The following is a 24121-nucleotide window of genomic DNA, read 5'->3' on the forward strand; positions in this document are numbered from 1 at the left end:
TCGGGGTGGCCCGGAACGTACGCTTGCGGCCATGCGCCACCGTCCGATTCCCGGCAGTTCCGGCACCGTACGAGAGATGTCTCTCCTCGGCGACCCGGTCCTGCACGCCCCGTGCGAGCCCGTCACCGACTTCGGTCCGTCCCTCGGCCGGCTGGTCGAGGACATGTTCGCGACGATGTACGCGGCGCAGGGGGTGGGGCTCGCGGCGAATCAGATCGGGGTGGGGCTGCGGGTGTTCGTCTACGACTGCCCCGACGACGAGGACGTCCGGCATCTCGGACACATCGTCAACCCGCGTCTGGTGTCGACGGACGGGGTCGTGGTGCGGGGCTCCGAGGGCTGCCTGTCCCTGCCGGGTCTTGAGGCCGGTACGGAGCGGTACGACGAGGCGGTGGTGGAGGGGGTGTCGGTGTCCGGCGAGCCGCTGCGTGTGCTCGGCACCGGCTTCTTCGCCCGCTGCCTCCAGCACGAGGTGGACCACCTGGAGGGGTTGATGTACGCGGACCGCTTGACGGGTTGGCGCCACCGCCGGCTGCTCCGCGCGGCCGCCAAGGCGGGTTTGTCCCCCACCCCACCCGTCACCTGAAGCCCTGGGCGGGCGGCCGGGGTTGTGGGCTGACCGCCGGTGGGCCCCTAGGAGGGCCCGAAGGGCCCAATAAGGGGCGCGGGGAACTGCGCGAGCAACCCAGCACGATCCGCAGCCTTCTAGAACCCCGGGCCGCCCGCGCGGTCGCCCGCCGCTGCCAGCCGCCCCCACAGCAGGTCCGCCAGGCCGCGGACCAACTCCGCGCGCGAGCAGGGGCGTTCGCCCAGCCACCAGTCGCCCGCCGCGTGCATCATGCCGACGATCCCGTGCCCCCACACCCGCGCGAGCGCCTCGCTCCCGGGCCCGAGGTCGATCCGCTCGGCGATCACGACGCCCAGTTCCTCGCCCATCCGCCGCAGCAGCGGCGCCGAGTGCCGCCCCACGTCGAACCCGGGCTGCTCGCCCGAACCGGACTCCTCCGCCGGGTGCATCAGGAACCGGTACACCTGCGGCCGCGCCTCGATCGCCACGAGGTAGGTGTCGAGCGTCGCCTCCACCCGCTCCCGGCGCTCGGCCGGCGCGTCCAGGGCCGCCCGCAGCGCGGAGAGCAGCGCGTCGGTGTGGCGCTGGGCGAGCGCCCGGTACAGCCCGCCCTTGTCGCCGAAGTGGCGGTACAGGATCGGCTTGGTGATCCCCGCCTCCGCCGCGATCGCGTTCATCGACGCCTTGGGCCCGTCCCGGAGTACCACCCGGTCCGCCGCCTCCAGCAGTTCGCGCCGGCGGGTTTCGGCCGACGTCCGCTGCTGCTCGGCCTGGTTGGTGGTGTCCATGGCTGTCTCCCCGCCCGTACTGCGTTGTGCGTTTTCGGTCTTGCGCGATGCCTGCGCAACGTAACACCCCGACCAGGTCGTCCGCTGAGTGGTGAACGGCTGGTTGACATGTTCTACCGACCGGTAACATACTGCTGTTACCGCAAGTAACGCTTGCTCGTGGCACAGGGAGTGGTGGAGACGACATGGCCGAGTTCACGATGGAACTCAACGACGACCAGAGGCAGGTCCAGGACTGGCTGCACGGATTCGCCAAGGACGTCATCCGGCCCGCCGCCGCCGAGTGGGACGAGCGCGAGGAGACGCCCTGGCCGGTGATCCAGGAGGCCGCCAAGGTCGGAATCTACTCCCTGGACTTCTACGCCCAGCAGTTCTTCGACCCGACCGGCCTCGGTATCCCGGTCGCGATGGAGGAGCTGTTCTGGGGCGACGCGGGCATCGCCCTGTCGATCGTCGGGACGGGCCTGGCCGCCGTCGGCGTGCTCGCCAACGGCACCGAGGAGCAGATCGGCACCTGGATCCCGCAGATGTACGGCGACGTCGACGACGTGAAGGTGGCCGCCTTCTGCTCGTCCGAGCCGGACGCGGGCTCCGACGTCGCCTCGATGCGTACGAAGGCCGTCTACGACGAGGCCAAGGACGAGTGGGTCCTCAACGGCACCAAGACCTGGGCCACCAACGGCGGCATAGCCAACGTCCACGTCGTCGTCGCGGTCGTCGACCCCGAGCTCGGCTCCAAGGGGCACGCCTCGTTCATCGTCCCGCCGAACACCCGGGGTCTGTCCCAGGGGCAGAAGTTCAAGAAGCACGGCATCCGCGCCTCGCACACCGCCGAGGTGGTCCTGAAGGACGTGCGCGTCCCCGGCCACTGTCTGCTCGGCGGCAAGCAGAAGCTCGACGAGCGCCTGGCGCGGGCCCACGAGAAGGCCAGGGCGGGCGGCGGCGAGCGCGTCAAGAACGCGGCGATGGCCACCTTCGAGGCCTCCCGCCCGGCCGTCGGCGCGATGGCGGTCGGCACCGCCCGGGCCGCGTACGACTACGCGCTCGAATACGCCAAGGGCCGCGAGCAGTTCGGCCGCCCGATCATCGACAACCAGGGCGTCGCCTTCCAGCTCGCCGACATGCGCACCCAGATCGACGCGGCCCGCCTCCTGGTGTGGCGCGCCTCCTGGATGGCCACCGCGGGCAAGCCGTTCACCTCGGCCGAGGGCTCGATGTCCAAGCTGTACGCGAGCGAGACCGCCAAGAAGGTCACCGCCCAGGCGATCCAGATCCTCGGCGGCAACGGCTACACCCGCGAGTACCCGGTCGAGCGCATGCACCGGGATGCGGCGATTTATACAATCTTTGAGGGCACCAGCGAGATCCAGCGCCTGGTGATCGCCCGCACGTTGTCGGGCATGCCGATCCGCTGAGTCCGAGCCCCGAAAGGGGCGCGGGGAACTGCGCGACCAGCCCCCACCGGCCCGCAGACGATCCCCCATGCGGAGCGCTCAGCGCGCCACCGTGAAGATCCGGTCGAGGTGGTACTCCAGCGTGGCCACCACCTCGGCCGTATCGCGCCGTTCGTGGAGCATGTCCGCGCCCAGTCCCACCGCCCCCGACACCAGCAGATCCGCCTCGTGGCGGGCGTCGAGGGCGGGCGGGCAGGCGCCGTCGGACTGGGCCTGGGCGATGATCCCGGCCACCAGGTCCTCCAGCGGGTGCTCGGCGCTCAGGAACACCGCGGCCAGGGCCGGATCGGTGAGGCTGCGCGCGTAGTACGCCGCGAAGCACCGCAGCGCCAGGCGCCGTTCGTCGTCGAGCGGCAGGAACTCCTCCAGGACCGCCCTGAGCAGCGCCCGCTGGTCGGAGGGGTCGTACATGATACGGCCCCGGGCCCGCAGCTCGTTCTCGCGGTGCAGCAACTGCAGTGCGCCGACCAGGAGTTGGTGCTTGCCGCCGAAGTGGTACTGCACCGACCGCAGGGACACCCCCGCCTCCGCCGCGACCTCCCGCATGCTCGCCTCGTGCAGCCCCCGCCCCGCCGCGATGCGCCACACCGCCGCCGCGATCTGCCGTCGCCGCCCGGCCTGTTCCCCGGGCGCCCGCGGCTCGGGCTCCGGCAAAGGCGGCCGCTTGCGGGCGCGGTACGCCCGTGCCTGGCAGCTCCGCGAGCAGTAGACGGGCGGCCGCCCCCGCCCGGCCGGGGCGATCGCGGCCCCGCACACCTGGCAGCGGCCTTCCTTTTCGTCACGCATGCAACTGACCGTACGCCGGAAAATTGTGTGACGTAAGCCGTCTCTGGCCAGGAAATCCTCACATCCGCGCTGATACGTTCGTATCAATGGCCAGGTGAGTGGAGCGGGAGGATTCGCATGAAGTACGACGCGTTGCAGATCGTGGGGGCGGTGCTGATGGTCGTCTTCGCGCAGGGCGCCTTTCGCATCCTGGTGAACCACGACAACACCGGTCTGCTCGGCTGGGTCCCGGGCGGCTTCCCGGGCCGGTTGCTCGCCCACCTGGCGCTGGTCGCGGTCGGCGTCCTGATCGGCGGCTACGCCCACAGCCGCGCGAAAGCGCTGGGCCGGCGGGGCTGACGCCCACGCCGACCCGGTACGTACGCGCCTCAGACCGCGAGCAGCGCCTCGATCGCCGCGACGAGCTCCGGGGCCTCCGGCTCGGTGGCCGGACGGATCCGGGAGACGACCTCGCCGGACGGCGAGATCAGGAACTTCTCGAAGTTCCACTGGATGTCCCCGGCCGCGCCCTCCGCGTCCGCGACCTCGGTCAGCCGGGCGTACAGCGGGTGGCGGTCGTCGCCGTTGACGTCCGTCTTCTCCAGGAGCGGGAACGTCACTCCGTACGTCGTCGAGCAGAAGGTCTGGATCTCTTCGGCGGTGCCCGGCTCCTGGCCGAGGAACTGGTTGCAGGGCACGCCGAGCACGGTGAAGCCGCGCTCGCCGTACTGCTTCTGCAGGCGCTCCAGACCGGCGTACTGCGGGGTCAGACCGCACTTGGACGCCACGTTCACGACCAGCACCGCCTTGCCCTTGTAGTCGGCGAGCGAGGTGGGCTCGCCGGTCAGGGTGCGCAGCGGGATGTCGTACAGGGACATGCGTAACTCCTCATGGCAGTAAGCGAGTTGATCAAACTTGGATGGACAGCGGGCGGAACAGGCCCTCCTGGACCACCGACACCAGGAGGCGGCCCTCGCGGTCGTAGATGCGGCCGCGGGCCAGGCCCCGGCCGCCGGTCGCGATGGGGGACTCCTGGTCGTACAGGAACCATTCGTCGGCCCGGAACGGGCGGTGGAACCACATCGCGTGGTCGAGCGAGGCCAGGTCGAAGCCGCGCGGCCCCCACAGCGGCTCCACCGGGATGCGCACGGCGTCCAGGAGCGTCATGTCAGACGCGTACGTCAGCGCGCAGGTGTGCACCAGCGGGTCGTCGCCCAGTGGGCCGACCGCGCGCATCCAGACCGCGCTGCGCGGATCCGCGTCCTTGATCTCGTCCGGGGTCCAGCGCAGCCGGTCCACGTACCGGATGTCGAAGGGCTGGCGGCGCGCCATCCGCTCCAGGGCCTCGGGCAGCGCCCCCAGGTGCTCGCGGATCTCGTCGGAAACCGTCGGCAGCGACTCCGGCTCCGGGAAGTCCAGGCGCGGCGGCAGCTGGTGCTCGATGCTGCCGGGCTCCGGCTGGTGGAAGGAGGCCGTCAGATTGAAGATCGTGCGGCCCTCCTGGACCGCCGTGACCCGGCGGGTGGTGAACGACCGGCCGTCCCGCACCCGTTCGACCTGGTAGACGATGGGGACGCCGGGGTGGCCGGGGCGCAGGAAGTAGGCGTGCAGCGAGTGCACCGGGCGCTCGCCGTCCGTCGTGCGCCCGGCCGCGACCAGCGCCTGGCCGGCCACCTGGCCGCCGAAGACGCGCTGCAGGGACTCCTGCGGGCTGCGGCCGCGGAAGATGTTGACCTCGATCTGCTCCAGGTCGAGCAGATCGACGAGTCTCTCGGCGGGGTTGGTCATGGCGTCGCGGTCCTCTCGAAGCGGACGGTCAGAGCTGGCCTACATCGGTGACGCGGACCACCGCGCGGCCTTCCTCGTCGGAGGCCGCGAGGTCGATCTCCGCGCTGATTCCCCAGTCATGGTCGCCGTTCGGGTCGGCGAAGGTCTGCCGGACGCGCCACAGGCCGTGCGCCGCGTCCTCCTCGATCGCGAGCAGCTTGGGGCCGCGCGCGTCGGGGCCGGTGCCCAGGTCCTCGTACTCGTCCCAGTACTTGTCCATCGCCTCGCCCCAGGCGTCCGCGTCCCAGCCGGACTCGGCGTCCATCTCACCGAGTGCGTCCACGTTGTCGAGCGCGGCCAGCTCCACGCGGCGGAACATCGCGTTGCGGACCAGGACGCGGAAGGCGCGGGCGTTCGCGGTGACCGGCTTGACCTCGTCGGCCTTCTCCTGGGCCTGCTCGGCGGTCTCGATCTCCGGGTTGGCCAGCTGCTCCCACTCGTCGAGGAGGCTGGAGTCGACCTGGCGGACCATCTCGCCGAGCCAGGCGATGAGGTCTTCCAGGTCCTCGGTCTTCAGGTCGTCCGGGATGGTGTGGTCGAGCGCCTTGTACGCGCTCGCCAGATAGCGCAGGACGATGCCCTCGGTGCGCGCCAGCTCGTACCAGGAGGTGAACTCCGTGAAGGTGAGCGCCCGTTCGTACATGTCACGGATGACGGACTTCGGCGAGACCGGGTGGTCGCCGACCCACGGGTGCGACTTCTTGTAGACGTTGTACGCGTGCCACAGCAGCTCTTCCAGCGGCTTCGGGTACGAGATGTCCTGGAGCCGCTCCATGCGCTCCTCGTACTCGACGCCGTCCGCCTTCATCTGCCCGACGGCCTCGCCGCGCGCCTTGTTCTGCATGGCGGCGAGGATCTGGCGCGGGTCGTCAAGGGTCGACTCGACGACCGAGACCATGTCGAGCGCGTACGAGGGCGACTCGGGGTCGAGCAGGTCGAAGGCAGCGAGCGCGAACGTGGAGAGCGGCTGGTTGAGCGCGAAGTCCTGCTGGAGGTCGACGGTGAGGCGGATGGTGCGGCCCTCGGCGTCCGGGGTGTCCAGCTGCTCCACCACACCGCCGTCGAGCAGCGAGCGGTAGATGGCGATGGCGCGGCGGATGTGGCGCAGCTGCGCCTTGCGCGGCTCGTGGTTGTCCTCCAGGAGGCGGCGCATGGCCTCGAAGGCGTTGCCAGGCCGGGCGATCACCGAGAGCAGCATGATGTTGGTGACCCGGAAACGCGAGGTCAGCGGCTCGGGCTCGGCGCCGATCAGCTTCTCGAAGGTGGTGTCCGACCAGGCGACGAAGCCCTCGGGAGCCTTCTTGCGGACCACCTTGCGGCGCTTCTTCGGGTCGTCGCCCGCCTTGGCGAGCGCCTTCTCGTTCTCGATGACGTGCTCGGGCGCCTGGGCGACCACGAACCCGGCGGTGTCGAACCCGGCCCGCCCGGCCCGGCCCGCGATCTGGTGGAACTCACGGGCGCGCAGGGTGCGCACGCGGTTGCCGTCGTACTTGGTCAGCGCGGTGAACAGCACCGTACGGATGGGCACGTTGACGCCGACGCCGAGGGTGTCCGTACCGCAGATCACCTTCAACAGGCCCGCCTGCGCCAGCTTCTCGACGAGGCGGCGGTACTTGGGCAGCATGCCCGCGTGGTGCACACCGATGCCGTGGCGTACGTAACGGGAGAGGTTCTGGCCGAACTTGGTGGTGAAGCGGAAGTTGCCGATCAGGTCGGCGATCGCGTCCTTCTCCTCGCGCGTGCACATGTTGATCGACATCAGCGACTGCGCCCGCTCGACCGCCTGGGCCTGGGTGAAGTGCACGATGTAGACCGGCGACTGCCGGGTCTCCAGGAGCTCGGTCAGGGTCTCGGTGATCGGCGTCGTCACGTACTCGTACGAGAGCGGGACCGGGCGGGTCGCCGAGCGGACCACCGCGGTCTCGCGGCCGGTGCGGCGCGTCAGGTCCTTCTCGAACATCGAGACGTCGCCGAGGGTGGCCGACATCAGGACGAACTGCGCCTGGGGGAGCTCCAGGATCGGGATCTGCCAGGCCCAGCCGCGGTCCGCCTCGGCGTAGAAGTGGAACTCGTCCATCACGACCTGGCCGATGTCGGCGTGCTTGCCGTCGCGCAGCGCGATGGAGGCGAGGACCTCGGCGGTGCAGCAGATGACGGGCGCGTCCGCGTTCACGGAGGCGTCGCCGGTCAGCATGCCGACGTTCTCGGTGCCGAAGAGCTTGCAGAGGTCGAAGAACTTCTCCGAGACCAGCGCCTTGATCGGCGCGGTGTAGAACGTGACCTCGTCCCGGGCCAGCGCCGCGAAGTGCGCACCCGCCGCCACCAGGCTCTTTCCCGATCCGGTGGGCGTCGACAGGATCACGTTCGCGCCCGAGACCACCTCGATCAGCGCCTCCTCCTGGGCCGGGTACAGGGAGATACCCCGCTCCTCGGCCCAGGTGGAGAAGGCCTCGAAAAGGGCATCGGGGTCGGCACTCGGCGGCAGCTGATCGATAAGGGTCACGCCCCCATCTTGCCTGGCTTCACCGCGTAAGAGGGAACCGGAGGAGGGGCAAGAAGATCATGAACGATAGGCTGCCCTCTCAACTCGGCCATGGGACAACAGGAAATGGGGCGGGGCACGGTCATGATGGGACCTGCGCACTCACTGTCAGGAGCGGCAGCCTGGCTGGGGGTGGGGGCCGCCACCGCGGCCGCGGGGCACGCCATGCCCTGGCCGGTGCTCGTCGTCGGCGCGCTGATCAGCGCCGGGGCGGCGCTCGCGCCCGACCTCGACCACAAGTCCGCGACCATATCGCGCGCCTTCGGCCCGGTCTCCCGGGCGCTGTGCGGCATCGTCGACGACCTCTCGCACGCCGTCTACAAGGCGACCCGGGGCCCCGGCGACCCGCGTCGCAACGGCGGCCACCGCACGCTCACCCACACCTGGCTGTGGGCGGTCCTGATCGGGGCGGGCGCCTCGGCGGCGGCGATGTTCGGCGGCCGCTGGGCGGTGCTCGGCATCCTCTTCGTCCATGTGGTGCTGGCGGTGGAGGGCCTGCTGTGGCGGGCCGCCCGGATGTCCAGCGACGTCCTGGTGTGGCTGCTCGGCGCGGCCGGTGCCTGGATCATGGCCGGGGTCCTCGACAAGCCGGGCAACGGCTCGGACTGGCTCTTCAGCGGCTCCGGCCAGGAGTATCTGTGGCTCGGTCTGCCGATCGTGCTCGGCGCGCTCGTCCACGACATCGGCGACGCCCTGACCGTCTCGGGCTGCCCGATCCTGTGGCCGATCCCGCTCGGCCGCAAGCGCTGGTACCCGCTGGGCCCGCCGAAGGCGATGCGGTTCCGGGCCGGGAGCTGGGTGGAGCTGAAGGTGCTGATGCCGGCGTTCATGGTGCTCGGCGGCATCGGCGCGGCCGGAGCCCTGGACTTCATCTAGTCCCAGGGTTCCGCTCACGACCCCCAGCCGTCGTCCGGGGTGCCCGGCGGGATCGGCGGGCACTCGTGCGGCGCGGCGGCGGCCACGATCTTGTTGAGCACCGGGGTGCGCAGCGGGATGTCCTGTCGGGCCTCGTGGCAGTACTTCTCGGTGGCGAAGACGAACTCGATCCGGCCGCCGTCCGGCTCGGTGACCACCGTGCGCTGCGGCAGGCCCGGGTACTCGTCCAAGCGCCACTCGACACCCGCCGCATCCAGCGCGGGCACGATCATCCCGTACGTGAGCGGCGGCACCCGGCGCAGCCGGTCCGGCCGGTCCCCGGGGACCAGGCACTTGCGGTGCCAGGTCGGCACAATGATCATCTCGATCCGGCGGCAGCCGCACACGCACAGCGACACGTCCCCGTAGCCGAACCAGTGCGGCCACCGCCGCTTGTCGTACACCCGACCGCCGGTCCACGGCGTGCCGTGCACGGCGGCGACCTCCGTCAGGGAGGCCCCGCCGTGCAGCGCGCCGAGGCGGCCGGTGCGGCCGAACTCGACGAAGGCGTCGACGTACGGACGCCGCTTGCTTCTGCGTGCCATGCCCTCACCCGTGCCAGGAGCGCCACAGCGCCGCGTACGCGCCGTCCGCCGCGACCAGGGCGTCATGGCTGCCGAGCTCGCTGATGCGGCCGTTCTCGACCACCGCGATGACGTCCGCGTCGTGCGCGGTGTGCAGCCGGTGCGCGATCGCGACGACCGTGCGGCCGTCGAGCACCCGGGCCAGTGAGCGCTCCAGGTGGCGGGCGGCACGCGGGTCGAGCAGCGAGGTCGCCTCGTCCAGGACCAGCGTGTGCGGGTCCGCGAGCACCAGCCGGGCCAGCGCTATCTGCTGGGCCTGGGCCGGGGTGAGCGCGAGCCCGCCCGAGCCGACCTCGGTGGCGAGGCCGTCGTCAAGCGCCCGCGCCCAGTCGTCGGCGTCGACCGCGCCGAGCGCCGCCCACAGCTCGGCGTCCTGGGCGCCGGTCCTCGCAAGCAGCAGGTTGTCCCGCAGCGAGCCCACGAACACATGGTGTTCCTGGTTGACCAGGGCCACATGCTCGCGCACCCGTTCCGCCGGCATCCGGGACAGCTCGGCCGCGCCGAGCGTGACCCGGCCCTCGCGCGGGGCGTAGATCCCCGCGAGCAGTCGGCCGAGCGTGGACTTGCCGGCTCCGGACGGCCCGACCAGGGCGAGCCGGGTGCCCGGTGCCACGGAGAGCGACACCTCGTGCAGCACGTCGACGCCCTCGCGGTAGCCGAACCGTACGTCGTCGGCCTCGACGTCGCGGCCGTCCGGCCGCACCCCGGCGTCGCCCGCGTCCGGCTCGATGTCGCGGACGCCGACGAGCCGGGCCAGCGAGACCTGGGCCACCTGCAACTCGTCGTACCAGCGCAGGATGAGGCCGACCGGCTCGACCATCATTAGGGCGAGCAGCGAGCCCGTGGTCAACTGCCCTGCCGTCATCCAGTCGTTGAGGACGAACGTGCCGCCGATCATCAGGACCGCCAGCAGGATCGTGGTGTGCGTGAGGTTGATGACCGGGAAGAAGACCGACCGCAGCCACAGCGTGTACCGCTCCCAGGCGGTCCACTCCTTGACCCGCTGATTGGACAGCTCGACGCGGCGGGCGCCGAGGCGGTGCGCCTCGATGGTGCGGCCCGCGTCGACGGTCTCGGCGAGCACGGCCGCGACCGCCGCGTAACCGGCCGCCTCCGAGCGGTACGCCGAGGGCGCCCGCTTGAAGTACCAGCGGCAGCCCACCACAAGGAGCGGAGCCGCGACCAGCACCGCGAGCGCCAGCGGCGGCGCGGTGACCCCGAGCGCGCCGATCAGCAGCAGCGTCCACACCACACCGATGGCCAGCTGCGGCACGGCCTCCCGCATCGCCTCCGCCAGCCGGTCGATGTCCGTGGTGATCCGCGACAGCAGGTCGCCGGTGCCCGCGCGCTCCAGGACGCCCGGCGGCAGCGCGACCGACCGCACCAGGAAGTCCTCGCGCAGATCGGCCAGCATCTCCTCGCCGAGCATGCTCCCGCGCAGCCGCACCATCCGGGTGAACACGGTCTGCACGAGCAGCGCGCCCGCGAACAGGGCGGCGGTGCGCTCCAGATGGAGCTCCCGCACGTCGTGCGAGAGGTCCTCGACGATCGAGCCGAGCAGATACGGGCCGACCATCGAGGCGATCACGGCGACCGCGTTGACCCCGACGAGCAGCGCGAACGCCTTGCGGTGACGCCGCATCAGCTCACGTACGTAAGCGCGCACCGTCGCCGGGGTGCCGACGGGCAGGGTCGTTGCCGACTCCGGGGCCGCCGGGTCGTATACGGGTGCCGCCACGCCGATCATGCCGTCTCCTCCCACTTCTCCAGTGTCTTCTCGGCCTGCGCCGACTCGTCCGTCTCTCGGGTCACGACCGCCCGGTAGCGGTCGTCGGTGTGCAGCAGTTCGCGGTGCACGCCCACCGACGCCACCTCGCCGTCGTGCACGAACACCACGCGCTCGGCCAGGTCCAGCAGGAGCGGCGACGACGAGAACACGACCGTCGTACGGCCGGTCCGCAGTCGCTTGACGCCCGCCGAGACCCGCGCCTCGGTGTGCGAGTCGACCGCCGAGGTCGGCTCGTCCAGGACCAGCACCTCCGGGTCGGTCACCAACGACCGTGCCAGGGCCAGGCGTTGGCGCTGTCCGCCGGAGAGCGACCGGCCGCGCTCGGTGATCCGGGTCCGCATCGGGTCGCCGCCGGTGTCCACCGACGCCTGCGCCAGCGCGTCCAGGACGTCGGCGCACTGCGCCGCCGTCAGCGCCTCGTCGGCCGTTACCTGCCCGGACGACGGCACGTCGAGCAGCTCGCGGAGCGTGCCCGAGAGCAGCACCGGGTCCTTGTCCTGGACCAGGACCGCGGTACGCGCCCCGTCGAGCGGCAGCTCGTCGAGCGCGACCCCGCCGAGCAGCACGGACGGCTTCCCGCCCGCCTCGGCGGCATGACCGCCCAGACGGTCGGCGAGCCGTCCCGCCGCGTCCGGGTCGCCGCACACGACGGCCGTGAACCGGCCCTTCGGCGCGAGCAGCCCGGTCGCCGGGTCGTACAGATCCCCGGAGGGGATCGCGGTCGTCCGGGACGACACCCCCGTAGCCGTCCCGGACGGCTCCTCCACCGCTTGCGCCACCGCCCCGGACGACACCCCCGTGTCCGTCCCGGACGGCCGCGCGACCCGCTGGAGCGCCAGCACGCGCGCGGCGCGCTTGGCGGAGGGCCGCGAGAAGGAGTACGCCATGGCGATCTCCTCGAAGTGGCTCAGCGGGAAGAGCATCAGCGTCACCGCGCTGTAGACGGTGACCAGTTCGCCGACCGCGATCCGGCCGTCGCGGGCCAGCACCGCCCCGTAGCAGACCACCGTGATCAGCAGGATCCCCGGGAGCAGCACCTGCAGCGCGGAGATCAGCGACCACATGCGGGCGCTGCGCACGGCGGCCTTGCGGACCTCCTGGGAGGCCTCGCGGTAGCGGCCGAGGAACAGCTCCTCGCCGCCGATGCCGCGCAGCACGCGCAGCCCGGCCACGGTGTCCGAGGCCAACTCGGTGGCCCGGCCCGCCTTTTCGCGCTGGATGTCCGCCCGCTGGGTGGCGCGCGGCAGCAGCGGCAGTACGGCCAGGGCCAGTACCGGCACGCCGATCGCCACCACGACGCCGAGCGCGGGCTGGTAGAAGACGAGCGCGACGCAGACGATCACCAGCGTGGTGGCGGCTGCCGCGAACCGCGACAGGGCCTCCACGAACCAGCCGATCTTCTCCACGTCACCCGTGGAGACCGCGACGACCTCGCCCGCGGCGACCCGGTGCGTGAGCACCGAACCGAGCTCGGCGGTCTTGCGGGCGAGCAGCTGCTGGACGCGGGCGGCGGCCGTGATCCAGTTGGTGACGGCCGTGCGGTGCAGCATGGTGTCGCCGATGGCGATGGCCGCGGCGAGCAGCGCGATCAGGCCGCCCGCGAGCGCCAGACGCGTCCCGGAGCGGTCGACGACGGCCTGTACGGCCACGCCCACGCCGAGCGGCAGCCCGGCGATGCCGCACTGGTGCAGCAGCCCCCAGGCCATGGATTTGAGCTGCCCCGCGAGCTGATTGCGGCCCAGCCAGAGCAGGAACCGGGGACCCGAGCGGACGTCCGGTTCGCCTGGATCCGTATAAGGAAGATCGCGAATCTGCATGACGTCCCAAGGATCGTAAAGAGCGGCCTCATGAGCCGCGGAATGAGTTCGGTGAGGGTGGCCGGATGAGCGGCTGATTCCGATCAAGGTTCGCCTTTTCGGGCACCCGGAAGCAATCGATTTTCCGGTCCGCGGGACCGGAACGCGCCAAGGTCCGCAGTTCACCTCTGGCGCCGAGGGCCCCTCTCACGCTTCACTCCTGACGCATGAGACGACTGAGGATCATGTCCATGATCGGCGGTGCGGTGCTCGCGGCGGGGACGCTGCTGGGCGCCGGACCGGCGACGGCGGCCGTACAGCCGCCCGTGCCGCCCGCCGAGTTCGGAACCGGCTGGCACGACCCGGTCACCGCCGCGCCGCCGGTCACGACCCCGCACACCACGTCCTGCCAAGTCACCCTCGCCGAGGCGCAGTTCCGCGACTTCACGCCCTACAAGGGCTCCTACGCGCCCCCCAAGGGGTGCGGCGACCGGTGGAGCAAGGTGGTGCTGCGGCTCGACGGCAAGGTCAAGGGCCGTCAGTACGACCGCCTCGGCTACCTCCACGTCGGCGGGGTCGAGGTGCTGCGCACCTCCACGCCGGAGCCGTCGCCGGACGGCATCGCCTGGAACGTGGAGAAGGACGTCACCCGCTACAGCGACACGTTCCGCTCCGCGCAGCCCGTCGAGATGCTGATCGGCAACGTCGTCGACAGCACGTACACGGGTGTCATCGACGTCAAGGTCACGCTGACGTTCTATGCCGCCGAGGGCCGCGCCAAGCCCGCCCCGGCCCCCGACAAGGTGCTCCCGCTCGACGGCACCCAGCTCACCACCCCGCGCAACTCCGAGCGGATCGTCGCCGAGGTGTACGCGACCGGGTCGGGCGGCGGCTGCGAGGAGTTCTGGTACCTCGCCGTGCCGGAGCCCGCGCCGTACTCCTGCAAGGCGCCCGCGGGCCCCAACCGCGAGGTGCAGATCAAGGTCGACGGCCAACTCGCCGGAATAGCCGCCCCGTTCCCGAACGTATGGACCGGCGGCTGGTCCAACCCCTTCCTCTGGTACGTCGTCCCGGCGCCCCACGCCTTCGACGTACGGCCGATCGAGTACGACCTGACGCCGTACGCGGCGCTCCTGAACGACGGCCGTGCGCACCGCGTCGAGGTGTCCGTCGCGGGCGTGCCCGAGGGGCAGTCGGGCTGGTCGACGCCGACGAACGTCCTTGTGTGGCAGGACAAGGGCAGCGAGGTCGTCACCGGCGCGCTCACCCGCCACGACGAGGGCGCCCCGGCCGCGTCCACCACGTACACACCGGGCACGGAACTCCGCCTCGACGCCACGGCGGGCCACCGGCTGACGACCGCCGGGTATCTGAACACCTCGCACGGCCGCGTCACGACCACGGTCGCCCGGAGCGTCGCCGCCGAATCGGTTCACCGGTGGATCGAGGGGGAGAACACCGATGGCCTGAAGGGGAGTTGGACCGACGACAGCGCGGTCACCACGCACGGGCGCGGCCCGGCGGTGACGGCCCGCGTCGACCGGACGTACACGATGGACGGCACCACGACCATCGGCACGGACAACCGGCTGCGCACGGTGATCACCCTCGGGGACCGGGCGGAGACGGCCACCGCGCGCGGTGGGCACGTCACCGCCTGGTCGCACCTCGACGACACCTACCGGGGCGACGCCTCCTGGACGATGAACGTGCCGCGCGACCAGCGGCACGCCACCGGCACCTCCGCCGAGCGCTACCGCCTCTACGGCTCGGACGGCTGCTACGACCGGAGCCTGAAGACCGCCCAGGGCACGCTCATCGAGGACCTGCGGCGCTGCTGAGCGGATTGCTGTGCGGGGCCCGTTCCGTATGAGGGCGGGCCCCGTCTCTCAGGCTTCCTCGGGCTTCTCGGAGTCCATCCCGGGGCGGGACTTGTGCCACTCGCCCCGGGTGAAGTCGGGGATCTGCTGGGGCATGCCCTTCGCCTTGAGCGACTGGTTGCTGAGCGGCACGGGCGCCGACCAGGTGGCGGCGTCGTACACGTCGAAGTCCGGGACCAGGCCGAGCCGGATGCACTGCATCAGCCGGAACACCAGCATGTAGTCCATGCCGCCGTGGCCGCCGGGCGGGTTGGCGTGCTCCTTCCAGAGCCAGTGGTCCCACTCCGTGTACTTCGAGAAGTCGCCCCAGTTGTCGTCGTGCTGGTCCGGCTCGATATAGATCCGCTCCGGATAGTCCTCGAAGAGGCCCTTGGTGCCGCCGAGGCTGTTGATCCGGCTGTACGGGTGGGGCGTCGACACATCGTGTTCGAGCCGGATGACGCGGCCCTTCGCCGTCTGGACCAGGCTGATCGTGCGGTCGCTCTCGATGTACGACTCCTTGTAGCTCGGGTCGCCCGCCGGCATATGGGCGGCGCGGTACTCGGCGAGTCCGAGCGTGGGCGAGCCGACGCTGACGATGGACACCACGCGGTCGCCGCGGTTGACGTCCATGTAGTTGGCGACCGGGCCGAAGCCATGGGTCGGGTAGAGGTCGCCGCGCATCCGCGTGTGCCACAGCCGCCGCCAGGGGCCCTCGTAGTACTTCGGGTCGAACATCAGGCCGCGCAGATCGTGGATGTACGCGCCCGCGCCGTGCAGCAGTTGGCCGAACTTGCCTGCGTGCGCCATCCGCAGCACACGCATCTCGTTTCTGCCGTAACAGCAGTTCTCCAACTGCATGCAGTGGCGTCTGGTGCGCTCGGAGAGGTCGACGAGCTCCCACAGCTGATCGAGGTGCATCGAGGCGGGACACTCCACGCCCGCGTGGACGCCCGCGAGGAGCGCGGCCTTGGTGATCTCGAAGTGCGAGTCCCAGGGCGTGGCGATGTGCACGAAGTCGATGTCGCCGCGTCTGAGCAGGTGTTCGTAGTCGTGCTCGCCGTTCATGTAGAGCGCGGGCGCGGGCTGTCCGGCGGCGGTCACCTTCGCGGCGGCGCTCTGGGTCTTGGCCTTCACCGGGTCGCAGAGCGCCACGACCCGTACGCCGGGCACGTCGAGATACAGGTCGATCATGCTGCCGCCGCGGTTGCCGAGCCCGATGAGGCCGACCCGAACCGTGGAGCGCCGCTGGAACGGGACGCCGATCATGGACCGGCCCTGGCGCTTCGGCGCGGGCGCCTCGTGGGCCTGAGCCGGGACGCCCGTGTGCTCCGAGGCGGCGGCGCTGCCCGCGCCCAGGCCGCCGATCCCGAGCCCTGCGCCCGCGGCCCCCGCGGCGCCCAGGACGGTGCGCCGGCTGATGTCGTGGTTGTGCGGTGCTGCGTCGTTCATCGAGTCTCCTGGGAAGAGAGCGAGTCTCCTGAATGAGGGAGCTGATTTCTGCGCGGCGTTACACGAACCTCGGTAAGGACCATGGTTGTTGGGGCTGCTGCCGCGCAAGGGGGCCTGTCGACGCCAGGGGCAGCCCTGGGGAGATACACCGCTGCACGACGTCACGGTACGTCCGGATCCGTCCGGGGCGTGGGAGGCGTGAGGGAACGGCGCGGCCGGGTCACTGACGATACGTCAGAAGTGCGTCGGCTCAGGTGCGGCGCAGGTACTCCGGCCCCGGCCTGGTGGCCCGTTCGAGCTCCAGGAGTACGGAGACATAGCCGTGGCCGGTCGCCCGCTCCATGCCGAGCTCGCACATGCGATTGGCCGAGAGATACGCCTCGAAGTGACGGCCACTCAGCTCCCCGGCCTCGCGCGCGGTGGCCGACGCAGTGAGCTCCTGGTGGAGCATCCCCCGGTCGCCCGCGAAGGCGCAGCACCCGGCGTCGTGCGGCACCACGACCTCGTCGGCGCACGCCTCGGCGACGGCCCGCAGCTGCGGCTCGTCGCCCAAATGCCGCATGGAACAGGTCGGATGGAGCACCGCCGAGCGGGCCCTGCGCAGCACGGTGAGCCGGGGCAGCAGCTCCTCGGCGGCCCACACCACCGAGTCGACGACCTTCATTGCCGCATGCAACTCCCGGTTGTCGTCGGTGAGATACGGCACCACCTCGCGCGCGATGCCGAGGGTGCAGGACGAGGCGTCGACGACCAGCGGAAGCGTGCCGCCCGCGGTCCAGCCCCAGGCGGCCTCGACGATCCGGTTGGCCATCACCGCGTTGCCCTCGGCGTAGCCCTTCGAGTGCCAGATGGTGGCGCAGCAGGTGCCCGGCACATCGTCGGGGATCCATACGGGCCGCTCCGCGCGCGTGGCGAGCGCCACCAGGGCCTGCGGCAGCGACGGGCCCCGGTGGCCTTCGGGTTCGCCGAAGATCCGGTTGACGCACGCGGGGTAGTAGACGGCCACCGCGCCCACCCGTCGCGTACGCGGCAGGGCGCGGGCGGCCGCGCCCGGGATCTCCGGCAGCCACTCGGGGACGAGATCGGGGCGGACGGCCTTGCGGGCGAGGCCCGTCGCGCGCGCGAGGGCGCGGTCGCCGAGCCGGTCGCCGATCGTACGCGCCGCCGCGACCGCGAGGCGCGCCGAGGCCTCGACGGCCTTGAAGTGACGGGCGGCCAGGGCCGCGGCGCGCTCCTCGCGCGCGCTGTGCCGCCGATGGCGCAACTCCCGCATCAGGGCGCCGGTGTCGATGCCCACCGGGCAGTCGAGCGCACAGGTCGAGTCGCCCGCGCAGGTGTCCACGGCGTCATAGCCGTACGCGCCGAGCAGCGCCTCCTCGACGGGCGAGCCGGCGCTCTGCCGGGTCATCTCCCGCCGCAGCACGATGCGTTGGCGGGGCGTGGTGGTCAGATCGCGGCTGGGGCAGGTCGGCTCGCAGAACCCGCACTCGATGCAGGGGTCGCCGATCGCCTCGATCCTCGGGATGGTCTTGAGGCCGCGCAGATGGGCCTGCGGGTCGCGGTCGAGGACGATCCGGGGCGCGAGCACCCCGTCCGGGTCGATGACCTGCTTGGTCCGCCACATCAGCTCGGTGGCCTGCGGGCCCCACTCCAGCTCCAGGAACGGCGCGATGTTGCGGCCGGTGGCGTGTTCGGCTTTGAGCGAGCCGTCGAAGCGCTCCACCGTCAGCCGGCAGAAGGCGTCCATGAACGCGGCGTAGCGGGCCACGTCGTCTTCTCTGGAGGCGTCGAAGGCGAGCAGGAAGTGCAGGTTGCCGTGGGCCGCGTGCCCGGCGACGGCGGCGTCGAAGCCGTGCTCCTCCTGGAGTGCGAGCAGTGCCTCGCAGGCCTCGGCGAGCCGGGCCGGGGGCACCGCGAAGTCCTCGGTGATCAGCGTCGTCCCGGCCGGGCGGGCGCCGCCCACCGCCGCCACGAACGCCTTGCGGGCCTTCCAGTACCCGGCGATCGTCCGCGCGTCACGGGTGAACTCATTGGTCACCGAGGCGACGGGCGCGACCAGTTCGAGCCCGGCGAGCACCTCGGCCGCCGCCCGCTCGTACGCCGCACGGCCTTCTTCGTCGGCGGCACGGAACTCCACGAGCAGCGCGGCCGTTTCCCCGGGGAGGGCTGCCCAGTCCGCCGGCACGCCCTCGACACTGACCGAGGCGCGCAGGGTGTTGCCGTCGATCAGCTCGACGGCGAGCGCGCCCGCCCGGTTGAAGAGCGGCACGGCGGCCGCCGCGGCCGGGAGCGTGGGGAAGAAGAGCAGCGCCGTACAGAGCTCGCGCTCAAGCGGCACGGTGTCGAAGACGGTCTCGGAGATGAAGCCGAACGTGCCCTCGGAGCCGACCATCAGGCCGCGCAGGATCTCCACCGGCGTCGAGCCGTCCAGGAAGGCGTCGAGCCGGTAGCCGTTGGTGTTCTTGATCTCGTACTTGGCCCGGATGCGGGCGGTGAGTTCCGGGTCCGCCTCGATCTCCGCCTTGAGCGCCAACAGGCCCGCGCAGAGCCGGGGTTCGGCGTGCTCCAGATCCTCGTCGGCGCGGGGGTCGGCGGTGTCGACGACCGTGCCGCTCGGCAGGACGAAAGTGAGCGAGGCGAGTGTCCGGTACGAGTTGCGGGTGGTGCCCGCTGTCATGCCGGAGGCGTTGTTGGCGACGACCCCGCCGATGGTGCAGGCCAGCGCGCTCGCCGGATCGGGGCCGAGGACGCGCCCGTGCCGGGCGAGCGCCGCGTTGGCCCGGGCGACCGTGGTGCCGGGCCGGATCCGGGCGCGGGCGCCGCCGTCCAGGACCTGGATGCCGGCCCAGTGGCGGCGCACGTCGACCAGGATGTCCTCGCCCTGCGCCTGCCCGTTCAGGCTGGTCCCGGCCGCGCGGAAGACCACTTCACGGCCCTTGCCGTGCGCGTACGAGAGCACCGCCGAGACGTCGTCGATGTCCTCGGCGACGACCACGACCTGGGGGACGAAGCGGTACGGGCTGGCGTCCGACGCGTAGCGCACCAGATCGGAGATCTTCCACAGCACCTTGTCGGCGCCGAGCAGCGCGGTCAGCTCGCCGCGCAGCGGCTCCGGTGTGCCGCCCGCCAGCCGGTCCGGGACCCGGTCGGGGGAGGGGGCGCGCAGCCCCGGGGGTCGCAGTGCTTGCGGCGTCGGCTCCAGGAGCGGCATGCGGCGAATCCATTCAGCAGCGGCGCTCCGGCACTCCGTCGACCAGAGCGGACAGCAGACCGCCGAGCACCTCGCGCTCGTCGGCGGTCAGGGGCGCCAGGATCTCCTCGGCCGCGCCCCGGCGTGCGCCGCGCAGCGCACGCAGCGTCTGCCGGCCGGTGTCGGTGAGCTCGATCCGCACCACCCGGCGGTTGCTCGGGTCGGGGACCCGGCGCACGTTCCCACTCTCCTCCAGCCCGTCGACCAGGCTGGTCACGGCGCGCGGGACCACCTCCAGACGGGCGGCGAGATCGGCCATGCGGGGCGGCTGCTCGTGGTGCGCCACCATGCGCAGGAGCCGGGACTGGGCGGGGGTGATGCCGACCGGCTCCAAGTGCTGTTTCTGGATGCGGTGCAGTCTGCGCGTGAGCCGGAGCAGCTGTTCGGCCAGCATGCCGTCGGCGTCGGTAGTGCTCATGCGGGAACAATATCAGGACCTTGTGCATTGTGAGTATAGGTAACAATGAGCTATGCTCTGCAAAGTCTTGTCAGTGGCGTCGTCGCGGTGGCCGGAACGACCTCGCGATCGGCGCCGTCCTGTCGCCTCACCCCTTGTCGAAGGAGCTCATGCACCCCGAAGAATCCTCTTGGACACCCCCGTCCCGTGACCGCGTCCGCGAGCAGCCGCCCGGGCAGACGCGGCGCATCCTCGGGCTTTTCCGCCCCTACCGTGGCCGGCTCGCCATCGTGGGCCTGCTGGTCGGCGCGTCCTCGCTCGTCTCGGTCGCCTCGCCGTTCCTGCTGCGCGAGATCCTGGACGTCGCCATTCCGCAGAACCGCACCGGGCTGCTGAGCCTGCTCGCCCTGGGCATGATTCTCACCGCCGTCGTCAACAGCGTCTTCGGCGTCCTACAGACGCTGATCTCGACGACCGTCGGCCAGCGCGTCATGCACGATCTGCGCACCGGGGTCTACGCGCAGCTCCAGCGGATGCCGCTCGCCTTCTTCACCAGGACGCGGACCGGCGAGGTCCAGTCGCGCATCGCCAACGACATCGGCGGCATGCAGGCGACCGTGACCTCCACCGCGACCTCGCTCGTCTCCAACCTCACCGCCGTCATAGCCACCGTCGTCGCCATGCTGGCCCTCGACTGGCGCCTCACGGCCGTCTCACTCTTGCTGCTCCCGGTCTTCGTCTGGATCAGCCGCAAGGTCGGGCGCGAGCGCAAGAAGATCACGACCCAGCGGCAGAAGCAGATGGCCGCGATGGCCGCCGAGGTCACCGAGTCGCTTTCGGTCAGCGGCATCCTGCTCGGCCGTACCATGGGCCGCTCGGACTCGCTCACGAAGTCCTTCGCGGCCGAGTCCGAGCGACTCGTCGACCTCGAAGTGCGCTCCAGCATGGCCGGGCGGTGGCGGATGTCGACCATCGGCATCGTCATGGCCGCCATGCCCGCCTTCATCTACTGGGCCGCGGGCCTCACCCTCCAGCAGGGCGGGCCCTCGATCTCCATCGGCACGCTGGTCGCCTTCGTCTCGCTCCAGCAGGGCCTGTTCCGGCCCGCCGTGAGCCTGCTGAGCACCGGCGTCCAGATGCAGACCTCGCTCGCGCTCTTCCAGCGCATCTTCGAATACCTCGACCTGCCGGTCGACATCACCGAGCCCGAGCACCCGGTCCGGCTGGAGAAGATCCGCGGCGAAGTCCGCTTCGAATCGGTCGACTTCGCATACGACGAGAAGAGCGGCCCGACCCTGAGCGCGGTCGACGTGACCGTGCCCGCCGGCGCCAGCCTCGCCGTCGTCGGCCCGACCGGCTCCGGCAAGTCCACGCTCAGCTATCTGGTGCCGCGCCTGTACGACGTGACGGGCGGCCGGGTCACCCTGGACGGGGTCGATGTGCGCGACCTCGACTTCGACACCCTCGCGCGCGCGGTCGGCGTCGTCTCGCAGGAGACCTACCTCTTCCACGCCTCCGTCGCCGACAACCTGCGCTTCGCCAAGCCGGACGCCACCGACGAGGAGCTGGAGGCGGCCGCGCGTGCGGCCCAGATCCACGACCACATCGCGTCCCTGCCCGACGGCTACGACACCCTGGTCGGCGAGCGCGGCTACCGGTTCTCCGGCGGCGAGAAGCAACGGCTCGCCATCGCCCGGACGATTCTGCGCGACCCGCCCGTGCTCATCCTCGACGAGGCGACCAGCGCGCTGGACACCCGTACCGAGCACGCGGTGCAGCAGGCCATAGACGCGCTCTCGGTGGGTCGCACCACGCTCACCATCGCGCACCGGCTCTCCACCGTCCGCGACGCCGACCAGATCGTGGTCCTCGACAGTGGCCGCATAGCCGAGCGCGGGACCCACGAGCAACTGCTCGAACAGGACGGCCGGTACGCGGCCCTGGTCCGCCGCGACGCCCGTCTGGCACCGGTCGCCTCATGACGGTGGGCCGGGCGGGCGACGGTCCCGCCCGGGCCGGGGGGACCGGGATACCGTGCCTGTATGACGGAGTCCACGCGTAGTGCCGGGACCCGGACCCGGCTGACCCGCCGAGGTCGACTGCTGCTGGCCGCACTCGCCCTGACGCTCGTGGCGGGCGCCGTGGTGCTCGTCCTGGTGCTGCGGGAGACCGGCGGCAAGGTGAAGTCCCTGGTCATCCCGGAGGGCTGGCGGGCCGGACAGGTGTACGCGGCGGTCGACAAGCGCCTCGGAGTGGCCCCGGGCACCACCCGCCAGGCGGCGTCGTCGGCCGGCCTTGAACTCCCGTCCGACGCCAACGGCAACCCCGAGGGCTATCTCTTCCCGGCCACCTACCCGGTGACCAAGAAGACGACCCCGACCGGACTGCTCGCCTACATGGTGAGCACCGCCAACAAACGCTTCGGCAAGGACCACATCGCGGCCGGTGCCGGGCGCAACAAGATGACGGTCTATCAGACTGTGGTCGTCGCCAGCATCGTGCAGGCCGAGGCCGACACCACGGCCGACATGGGCAAGGTCTCCCGGGTCATCTACAACCGGCTGGCCAAGGGCATGCCGCTGCAGATGGACTCGACGCTCAACTACGCCCTGAACCGCTCCACCCTGTCCACCACCCGCGCCGACACCAGGACCGACAGCCCGTACAACACGTACGCGCGCGACGGCCTGCCCCCGACCCCGATCGACAACCCGGGCCAACAGGCCCTGAACGCGGCGATCGCACCGCCACCGGGGGACTGGCTCTATTTCGTCACGGTGGCCCCGGGCGACACGCGCTTCACAAGCAACTACGCGGAACAGCAGCGGAACGTAAGGGAGTTCAACAAGGCCCGGAGCAAGCCCACGGGTTAGCTCCACCCCGTCCCCGCCGTTTTTCAGGGGCGCGGGGAACTGCGCGACAAGCCCAGGACGGCCCGCAGACTGCACTAAACGCCATGCGCGGAGCACAACGCAGGGGTCACCCCGCATCCGCCGCCGCTGGCGTCCGCCCGAGCAACATCCGGATCTCCCGAACAGCCGCGCGCCCAGCGCGGTTCGCTCCGATCGTAGAAGCCGAGGGTCCATACCCCACCAGATGGACCCGAGCATCCCGCACCGCACGAGTGCCGTCGATCTGAATACCCCCACCCGCCGTACGCAACTTCAACGGCGCCAGATGGTCGATCACGGGCCGAAACCCAGTGGCCCAAAGGATGACGTCCGCGTCCACCGACCGCCCGTCGTCCCAGACCACCCCACCCGGGGTGATCCGGTCGAACATGGGCAACCGATCGAGCACGCCCTTCGCCCGCGCCGCGACAATCGCGTCGTTCAGCGGCAGCCCCGTCACCGACACGACACTCCTCGGTGGCAACCCGAGCCGTACGCGCTCCTCGACCATGGCGACCGCCGCCCGCCCCAGCTCCTCGGTGAAGGGGCCTTCGCGATACACAGGGGGCCGCCGTGTCACCCAGGTCGTCGAGGCCGCGTACTCCGCGATCTCCATCAGATGCTGGGTGCCCGAGGCCCCGCCACCCACCACCACAACACGCTGACCTGCGAACTCTTCCGGTCCCGGATAATTCGCGGTATGCAGCTGGCGCCCCCGGAACGTCTCCTGGCCGGGGTAGCGGGGCCAGAACGGCCGGTCCCAGGTGCCGGTCGCGTTCAGCAGCGCGCGCGTGGCGTACGTCCCCTCGGAGGTCTCGACGAGCAGCCGCCCCCGCTCGCCCTCCCGTACCGCGTTCACGTCCACAGGCCGGTGGACCCGGAGCCCAAAGGTGTCCTCGTAGCGCGCGAAGTACTCCGAGATCACCGCCGAGGAGGGCCGCGCCGGATCCGCGCCGGTCAGCTCCATGCCGGGCAGCGCGTGCATTCCGTGCACCTTGCCGTACGTGAGGGACGGCCAGCGGAACTGCCAGGCGCCGCCGGGCCGGGGCGCGTGGTCGAGGACCACGAAGTCGCGGTCCGGCTCAAGGCCCGCCCGGCGCAGGTGGTAGGCCCCGGACAGGCCCGCCTGTCCGGCACCGATGACCACCACGTCCACGTCCCGCGCTTCCTGCGCCACGAAGTCGTTCACGGTTCCACTAACCAAGGGGCGGGCGCAGATCTTCCCCGGGCGCTACCCGGGTCGT

General features: G+C 71.2%; 19 protein-coding genes. 7 read left to right on the plus strand and 12 right to left on the minus strand.

Going from position 1 to position 24121, the window contains the following annotated elements; genetic code table 11:
• Positions 1–31 precede the first annotated feature (31 nt).
• Complete coding sequence (def, locus tag ACT1U9_RS27765) at positions 32–586, plus strand: peptide deformylase (protein ID WP_444535345.1); 555 nt, start codon at positions 32–34, stop codon at positions 584–586.
• A 119-nt stretch (positions 587–705) separates the two neighbouring features.
• Here def and ACT1U9_RS27770 read toward each other — a convergent pair whose 3' ends face one another.
• Positions 706–1356, minus strand: a complete 651-nt coding sequence (locus tag ACT1U9_RS27770) for a TetR family transcriptional regulator (RefSeq protein ID WP_444535346.1) — start codon at positions 1354–1356, stop codon at positions 706–708.
• Between the two features lie 185 nt (positions 1357–1541).
• Here ACT1U9_RS27770 and ACT1U9_RS27775 point away from each other — a divergent pair, with 185 nt between their 5' ends.
• A complete protein-coding gene (locus tag ACT1U9_RS27775; protein ID WP_444535347.1) occupies positions 1542–2771 on the plus strand; it encodes an acyl-CoA dehydrogenase family protein in 1230 nt (409 codons plus the stop codon).
• Between the two features lie 78 nt (positions 2772–2849).
• Here the strand turns inward: ACT1U9_RS27775 and ACT1U9_RS27780 are convergent, their stop codons facing one another.
• The gene (locus tag ACT1U9_RS27780; RefSeq protein WP_444535348.1) at positions 2850–3596 is read right to left on the minus strand and encodes a TetR/AcrR family transcriptional regulator; all 747 of its coding nucleotides are present in this window, start codon (positions 3594–3596) and stop codon (positions 2850–2852) included.
• A 117-nt stretch (positions 3597–3713) separates the two neighbouring features.
• Here ACT1U9_RS27780 and ACT1U9_RS27785 point away from each other — a divergent pair, with 117 nt between their 5' ends.
• Positions 3714–3935 carry a hypothetical protein gene (locus ACT1U9_RS27785; RefSeq protein ID WP_444535349.1) on the plus strand — a complete coding sequence of 74 codons (222 nt, stop codon included), beginning with the start codon at positions 3714–3716 and terminating at the stop codon, positions 3933–3935.
• Between the two features lie 29 nt (positions 3936–3964).
• Here ACT1U9_RS27785 and ACT1U9_RS27790 read toward each other — a convergent pair whose 3' ends face one another.
• Genes ACT1U9_RS27790 through ACT1U9_RS27800 form a run of 3 tightly spaced genes read right to left on the minus strand, consistent with a single transcriptional unit; the run spans position 3965 to position 7905 of the window.
• Entirely contained in the window at positions 3965–4453 is a 489-nt protein-coding gene (locus tag ACT1U9_RS27790; RefSeq protein ID WP_444535350.1) for a glutathione peroxidase, read from the minus strand.
• Positions 4454–4484: 31 nt separating this feature from the next.
• Positions 4485–5363 carry an acyl-CoA thioesterase gene (locus ACT1U9_RS27795; protein WP_444535351.1) on the minus strand — a complete coding sequence of 293 codons (879 nt, stop codon included), beginning with the start codon at positions 5361–5363 and terminating at the stop codon, positions 4485–4487.
• 28 nt (positions 5364–5391) lie between these two features.
• Positions 5392–7905 carry a DEAD/DEAH box helicase gene (locus ACT1U9_RS27800; protein WP_444535352.1) on the minus strand — a complete coding sequence of 838 codons (2514 nt, stop codon included), beginning with the start codon at positions 7903–7905 and terminating at the stop codon, positions 5392–5394.
• A gap of 123 nt (positions 7906–8028) precedes the next feature.
• On the opposite strand from ACT1U9_RS27800, the gene ACT1U9_RS27805 reads away from it, so the two are divergent.
• A complete protein-coding gene (locus ACT1U9_RS27805) occupies positions 8029–8820 on the plus strand; it encodes a metal-dependent hydrolase (RefSeq protein WP_444539266.1) in 792 nt (263 codons plus the stop codon).
• 14 nt (positions 8821–8834) lie between these two features.
• Here ACT1U9_RS27805 and ACT1U9_RS27810 read toward each other — a convergent pair whose 3' ends face one another.
• The 3 genes from ACT1U9_RS27810 to ACT1U9_RS27820 are packed head-to-tail and all read right to left on the minus strand — an operon-like array spanning position 8835 to position 13049.
• Positions 8835–9404, minus strand: a complete 570-nt coding sequence (locus tag ACT1U9_RS27810) for a hypothetical protein (RefSeq protein ID WP_444535353.1) — start codon at positions 9402–9404, stop codon at positions 8835–8837.
• A gap of 4 nt (positions 9405–9408) precedes the next feature.
• Entirely contained in the window at positions 9409–11190 is a 1782-nt protein-coding gene (locus tag ACT1U9_RS27815) for an ABC transporter ATP-binding protein (RefSeq protein WP_444535354.1), read from the minus strand.
• The gene (locus tag ACT1U9_RS27820; protein ID WP_444535355.1) at positions 11187–13049 is read right to left on the minus strand and encodes an ABC transporter transmembrane domain-containing protein; all 1863 of its coding nucleotides are present in this window, start codon (positions 13047–13049) and stop codon (positions 11187–11189) included. The genes ACT1U9_RS27815 and ACT1U9_RS27820 overlap by 4 nt, the downstream gene beginning before the upstream one ends.
• 206 nt (positions 13050–13255) lie before the next feature.
• On the opposite strand from ACT1U9_RS27820, the gene ACT1U9_RS27825 reads away from it, so the two are divergent.
• On the plus strand, positions 13256–14869 hold the full coding sequence (locus ACT1U9_RS27825; RefSeq protein ID WP_444535356.1) for a peptide-N4-asparagine amidase: 1614 nt from the start codon (positions 13256–13258) through the stop codon (positions 14867–14869).
• 48 nt (positions 14870–14917) lie between these two features.
• On the opposite strand, the gene ACT1U9_RS27830 is transcribed toward ACT1U9_RS27825, so the two are convergent.
• The 3 genes from ACT1U9_RS27830 to ACT1U9_RS27840 all read right to left on the minus strand — a co-directional run bounded on the left by ACT1U9_RS27830 (position 14918) and on the right by ACT1U9_RS27840 (position 20007).
• Positions 14918–16339, minus strand: coding sequence for a Gfo/Idh/MocA family protein (locus tag ACT1U9_RS27830; protein WP_444535357.1), 1422 nt, complete (start codon positions 16337–16339; stop codon positions 14918–14920).
• A gap of 250 nt (positions 16340–16589) precedes the next feature.
• Positions 16590–19550: an FAD-binding and (Fe-S)-binding domain-containing protein gene (locus ACT1U9_RS27835; protein ID WP_444535358.1), complete on the minus strand. Its 2961-nt coding sequence runs from the start codon at positions 19548–19550 to the stop codon at positions 16590–16592.
• A gap of 13 nt (positions 19551–19563) precedes the next feature.
• Complete coding sequence (locus ACT1U9_RS27840; RefSeq protein WP_188274717.1) at positions 19564–20007, minus strand: MarR family winged helix-turn-helix transcriptional regulator; 444 nt, start codon at positions 20005–20007, stop codon at positions 19564–19566.
• Positions 20008–20156: 149 nt separating this feature from the next.
• On the opposite strand from ACT1U9_RS27840, the gene ACT1U9_RS27845 reads away from it, so the two are divergent.
• Both ACT1U9_RS27845 and mltG read left to right on the plus strand, forming a co-directional pair.
• On the plus strand, positions 20157–21968 hold the full coding sequence (locus tag ACT1U9_RS27845) for an ABC transporter ATP-binding protein (protein WP_444535359.1): 1812 nt from the start codon (positions 20157–20159) through the stop codon (positions 21966–21968).
• Between the two features lie 60 nt (positions 21969–22028).
• Positions 22029–22859 carry an endolytic transglycosylase MltG gene (gene mltG / locus ACT1U9_RS27850; protein WP_444535360.1) on the plus strand — a complete coding sequence of 277 codons (831 nt, stop codon included), beginning with the start codon at positions 22029–22031 and terminating at the stop codon, positions 22857–22859.
• Positions 22860–22965: 106 nt separating this feature from the next.
• Here the strand turns inward: mltG and ACT1U9_RS27855 are convergent, their stop codons facing one another.
• Positions 22966–24066 carry an NAD(P)-binding domain-containing protein gene (locus ACT1U9_RS27855; RefSeq protein ID WP_444535361.1) on the minus strand — a complete coding sequence of 367 codons (1101 nt, stop codon included), beginning with the start codon at positions 24064–24066 and terminating at the stop codon, positions 22966–22968.
• Between the last annotated feature and the right edge of the window lie 55 nt (positions 24067–24121).

Origin of the sequence: Streptomyces sp. BR1 (assembly GCF_052373795.1) — a bacterium.
Lineage (GTDB): Bacteria > Actinomycetota > Actinomycetes > Streptomycetales > Streptomycetaceae > Streptomyces.

Coding starts and splice junctions, on each gene's coding strand:
- ACT1U9_RS27835 (WP_444535358.1), bottom strand. CDS start 19,550: ATGCCGCTCCTGGAGCCGACGCCGCAAGCACTGCGACCCCCGGGGCTG.
- def (WP_444535345.1), top strand. CDS start 32: ATGCGCCACCGTCCGATTCCCGGCAGTTCCGGCACCGTACGAGAGATG.
- ACT1U9_RS27845 (WP_444535359.1), top strand. CDS start 20,157: ATGCACCCCGAAGAATCCTCTTGGACACCCCCGTCCCGTGACCGCGTC.
- ACT1U9_RS27795 (WP_444535351.1), bottom strand. CDS start 5,363: ATGACCAACCCCGCCGAGAGACTCGTCGATCTGCTCGACCTGGAGCAG.
- ACT1U9_RS27810 (WP_444535353.1), bottom strand. CDS start 9,404: ATGGCACGCAGAAGCAAGCGGCGTCCGTACGTCGACGCCTTCGTCGAG.
- ACT1U9_RS27825 (WP_444535356.1), top strand. CDS start 13,256: ATGAGACGACTGAGGATCATGTCCATGATCGGCGGTGCGGTGCTCGCG.
- ACT1U9_RS27780 (WP_444535348.1), bottom strand. CDS start 3,596: ATGCGTGACGAAAAGGAAGGCCGCTGCCAGGTGTGCGGGGCCGCGATC.
- ACT1U9_RS27815 (WP_444535354.1), bottom strand. CDS start 11,190: ATGATCGGCGTGGCGGCACCCGTATACGACCCGGCGGCCCCGGAGTCG.
- ACT1U9_RS27790 (WP_444535350.1), bottom strand. CDS start 4,453: ATGTCCCTGTACGACATCCCGCTGCGCACCCTGACCGGCGAGCCCACC.
- ACT1U9_RS27830 (WP_444535357.1), bottom strand. CDS start 16,339: ATGAACGACGCAGCACCGCACAACCACGACATCAGCCGGCGCACCGTC.
- ACT1U9_RS27770 (WP_444535346.1), bottom strand. CDS start 1,356: ATGGACACCACCAACCAGGCCGAGCAGCAGCGGACGTCGGCCGAAACC.
- ACT1U9_RS27785 (WP_444535349.1), top strand. CDS start 3,714: ATGAAGTACGACGCGTTGCAGATCGTGGGGGCGGTGCTGATGGTCGTC.
- ACT1U9_RS27840 (WP_188274717.1), bottom strand. CDS start 20,007: ATGAGCACTACCGACGCCGACGGCATGCTGGCCGAACAGCTGCTCCGG.
- ACT1U9_RS27775 (WP_444535347.1), top strand. CDS start 1,542: ATGGCCGAGTTCACGATGGAACTCAACGACGACCAGAGGCAGGTCCAG.
- ACT1U9_RS27820 (WP_444535355.1), bottom strand. CDS start 13,049: ATGCAGATTCGCGATCTTCCTTATACGGATCCAGGCGAACCGGACGTC.
- ACT1U9_RS27805 (WP_444539266.1), top strand. CDS start 8,029: ATGATGGGACCTGCGCACTCACTGTCAGGAGCGGCAGCCTGGCTGGGG.
- mltG (WP_444535360.1), top strand. CDS start 22,029: ATGACGGAGTCCACGCGTAGTGCCGGGACCCGGACCCGGCTGACCCGC.